Origin of the sequence: Mycobacterium sp. UM_Kg1 (assembly GCF_000972925.1) — a bacterium.
GTDB lineage: Bacteria > Actinomycetota > Actinomycetes > Mycobacteriales > Mycobacteriaceae > Mycobacterium > Mycobacterium hiberniae.
Window position 1 is genome coordinate 1 of sequence record NZ_JRMK01000239.1, and the last position, 3,727, is coordinate 3,727.

4 protein-coding genes are annotated in these 3,727 nt (G+C 68.8%); all 4 read right to left on the reverse strand.

Going from position 1 to position 3,727, the window contains the following annotated elements:
* On the reverse strand, nt 1-838 hold an 838-nt coding region (locus LI92_RS20360), incomplete at its 3' end, for a serine hydrolase domain-containing protein (RefSeq protein WP_046322095.1).
* Nucleotides 835-2,310 (reverse strand): biotin carboxylase, encoded by a 1,476-nt coding sequence (locus LI92_RS20365; protein ID WP_046322097.1) that lies wholly within the window; start codon nt 2,308-2,310, stop codon nt 835-837. The genes LI92_RS20365 and LI92_RS20360, both read right to left, overlap by 4 nt.
* A 124-nt stretch (nt 2,311-2,434) precedes the next feature.
* Nucleotides 2,435-3,034, reverse strand: coding sequence for a DUF1707 SHOCT-like domain-containing protein (locus tag LI92_RS20370; protein WP_046322098.1), 600 nt, complete (start codon nt 3,032-3,034; stop codon nt 2,435-2,437).
* 56 nt (nt 3,035-3,090) lie between these two features.
* Nucleotides 3,091-3,727: enoyl-CoA hydratase family protein (locus LI92_RS20375; protein ID WP_052740878.1), on the reverse strand; the 637-nt coding region annotated here is incomplete at its 5' end.

The window sequence follows — 3,727 nt, forward strand, 5'->3', positions numbered from 1 at the left end:
GATGTGTATAAGAGACAGCGGTAAGGCACGCGCTGATGCCGCCGTCGAACAGTCCGGTTCCGGCGGCGTCCACACCGATGGTGGCGTCCTGCTGGGCTCCCAGGCGGCTCCACAGCAGCTCCGACATCAGTTCGGGCATCCGCCGCCCGGCGACCGCCTCACACACCCACCCGAGCACATCGGTTTCGCACGAACGGTATTCGAACGGCCCGCCATGCGGTGACTTCTGCCGCAGCGTCAGCAGGAAGTCCCGCAGGGTGTCCGGACCGCCCGCCCGGCTGCGGGGCGCCCACCCGACGGACTCGTCGAGCAGATGGATCTCTGCGGTCGGGTGAAGGTAGTTGTCGGAGAAGGCGATTCCCGAACGCATGTCCAGCAGGTGGCGCACCGTCGCGCCGGCGTACCCGGAGGCGGCCAAGGCGGGGACATAGCTGGTGATCGCCGCGTCGAGGTCGATCGCCTCGTGTAACGCGCCGACGACAGCGGCCACCAGCGACTTGCTCACCGAGAACAGCAGGTGCCGGGTGTGCGTCCCGAGGGTGCCCAGGTAGGCCTCGGTCACCAGCGTGCCGCGGTGCCCCACCGCCCACCCGTCGGTGGCGGTGGCGGCCATGATCGCGCCGACGGTGGTGCGCGTACCGTCGGTGGCGGTCACCGCGATCGCCGAAAGCTCAGTGTCGGCGCCGGGGAATGCCGCGACGTGACCCGTACCGCGTGAAATGAGCGCGGTCGCAACGAAATCCTCGACATGCTGAAACGACCACCGCGAATAGGGCACCGACAGCCAGTTGTCCAGGGAGATCCCGGCCGGGATGCGGCCCGCGGCTTCGGCGCTCACGCCCGCGCGACGAGCCGGGAGACGATGGGGGTGGCCGGGGTCAGGGGAGTCGAGCTGAACTGCGCCTTGATCCCGTTGATCCAGCGTCGGCAACGTTCGGTGAGCTGGTAGTCCGCGGTCTGTAGGTGACCGCGGGTGACGAGCACGCCGAGTTGAGCGCCCTGGCAGCGAAGGTCGCCGGGCGCCGCGACACGCATGTAGAAGGCCTCGGATTCGTCGAGCAGTGTGGCCCAGTCATTGCCCTGGCGGGCGAAGCTGACGTGCCCCTCCTCATCGAGGCGCCACACCCCGGTGCGTGGGGTCGCGGTGAACAGTTCGACGTCGGGTGCGGTCTCGGTGATGATCATCTGCCCCCAGACCTCGTCGTCGCCGAAGCCGCGCTCCCAGCGCGCGTTGAGCTCATCGATGTCGACCTCGTAGTCCACGTCCATGTACTCGAGCAGGTGGAACAAAAAGAGCGGGATGTCGGCGTAGGCCTCGGTGGTCATATTCGTCATCGGGCTCGCGCCGGACAGCCGAGGATTGACTTCGCCGAGGTAGAGCTCGTCGGCGTCCAGATCGTGCAGCAGGTCCACCTCGAAGGATCCCCGGTAGCCTTCGCGGCTCAAGACGTCGCCCAGTTTGTGCACCATTTCGCGGGCGGTGTGTTTCTGGGCGGCGGGCAGCGCCTCGCGCCAGATGTCATTGCCGCACCAGCTGCCCCGATTCGGTGTCAGCTCCGGATAGCCGACCAGGCTCGTCATCGCCGGGCCGATCACGGTGCCGTGGCGGGTCACGGCACCCTCGATGCATATTTCGACGTTGCGGATGCGCTTCATCACTTTGACTTCCTGCTCGTGCAGGTCGCCGGCGCAGCTGTCCCAGTCGCGGCGGCCGCGCACAAAGAATGTGGCGCTGCCCGCGTTGCCGTAGGCCGCCTCGACCACGAGGTCCTCGCCCAAGTCCGCGCTTTGCGCCAGCGCCGCCACGTCGTCATAGGAGCTGACCCTGCCGATCGCATGGGGCACACTGGGCACGCCCGCTTCGTCGGCCAGACGCGTCATGATGATCTTGGAGCCCAGGCGATGGCGCAGTTCTGCCGGCGGATGCATGACGCCGATTCCGGCCTGGCGCGTCAACGCCTGAGTCTCCTCGTCGAGCATCACGAAGCAGGCCCGGCCGCCGGGGCCCCTGCGGGCGATGAAGTCCAGTGTCTCGGGATCGCGCAGCAGGTGATTACACACATCGCCCATGGAGTCGAAGTCGACGCGATCGCGGCGCCGGGGCACGAACACGCGCGAATGGGCAGCTTCGAACGAGTCGAAGTATGTCAGGTAGAAGAAGTTGCGCACCCAGCGATCGATGCCCAGCAGGTTGAACGGGGTCGGGGAGATGAAGTACAGCGGTGTGGTGTTGGTGTGGAAAAACGCGCGCAGGTCGGAGATGCCGGTCAGGCGCCGCCGCGGTCCGGGCTCAGGGCGCACGGCCACGATCAGGCAATCAGCGCAGCGGTGACATCACGTGCTTGCATAGTGAAAGTGTGCGCCTGATGCGGCGCGGATGTCGCAGTATGCCCGCACCGTCCGCGGGGCCCTGGGCGGCGGCCGCGCTTGGCTGTCAGCCGCGCGGCTTGCGGTTCTTGCGCCGGATCCCGACGCCGCCCCACAGGGAGAATCCGCGTACCTTGACTCGCGGGGCGCCGGGGCTGCCGGTGCCTTCGACGCTCTGGTCGAAACCGCCCATCACCCCGTACCCGTGAATGTCGACGTTGACCTCGGGCGGCAGCAGGATGGTCTGCCCGCCCATGATGGAGTAGGCGTTGATCTCGACTTCCGGCGAGGTGAAATCGGCGTAGCGCAAGTCGATGACCCCGCCGCCCCACAGTGAGAAGGTGGTCAGCCGCTTGGGCACGTTCCACCGGCCCCGCCGCTCGAAGGAACTCAAGATCCCCAGCAGCAGCGTGGAGGGCGCGGGTTTGCAGTCACCGCCGCGGTGCGGGCACACCGAGGAACCCGGCAGGTCGGCCCGCAGGCCGTCGAGCTCGTCGTAGGTCTGCGCCGCGTACGCCTTGGCGAGCCGGGCCTCGTATTCGCTCATCGGCAGTTGGCCCTGCGCGACGGCCTCGCCGAGCACCTGCGCCAGCTGGATCCGGTCGGTGTCAGCGGCGCGCGACGGGGTGCCGTCGGTGTCGTCGCCGCGCCGGGTTGAATTTTTCATCGCCTGTAAAGCCTACGACGAACCGCATCGGCCGCAAGCGGGGTCGGTCAAACCTGTTAGCCGACCCAGCGGGGCGGGCGCTTCTGCAGAAACGCCAGCATCCCCTCCTGCGCCTCGTCGGAGACGAACATCCGGGCCGAGGCCACGCTCAGCGGCTCCGCATCCCGGTCGAAACCGGCCAGCACCGCTGCGGTGGTCAGCGCCTTGGACGCCGCCAGCCCCTGCGGGGACCCGAGCCGCAGGTTGGCGACCAGGTCCGCCACGGCGGCATCCACCCCGCCGGGGTCGTCCACGGCCACCGTGATCAGCCCGATCGCCGCGGCTTCGGCGGCGCCGAACTTCTCCCCGGTCAGGTAGTAGCGGGCCGCCGCCCGGGGCGCCAGCTTGGGCAGCAGGGTCAGCGAGATGATCGACGGCGCCACCCCGATCCGGGCCTCAGTCAGGGCGAAGGTGCTGGCCGGGCCGGCGACGGCGAGGTCGCAGGCACCGACGAGGCCCATGCCGCCGGCCCGCACGTGCCCGTTCACCGCCGCGATCACCGGCCGCGGAGACTCGACGATCGCGCGCAGCAGCGCCGCCAGTTCACGGGCCCGGTCGGCAGCCAGATCGCTCGGTTCACGCGGCGGTCCCAGCTTCGCCTCTCCTCCGTCGAGCCTCGCTGAACCGCCGGGTTCACGCGGTTCACCACCGGCG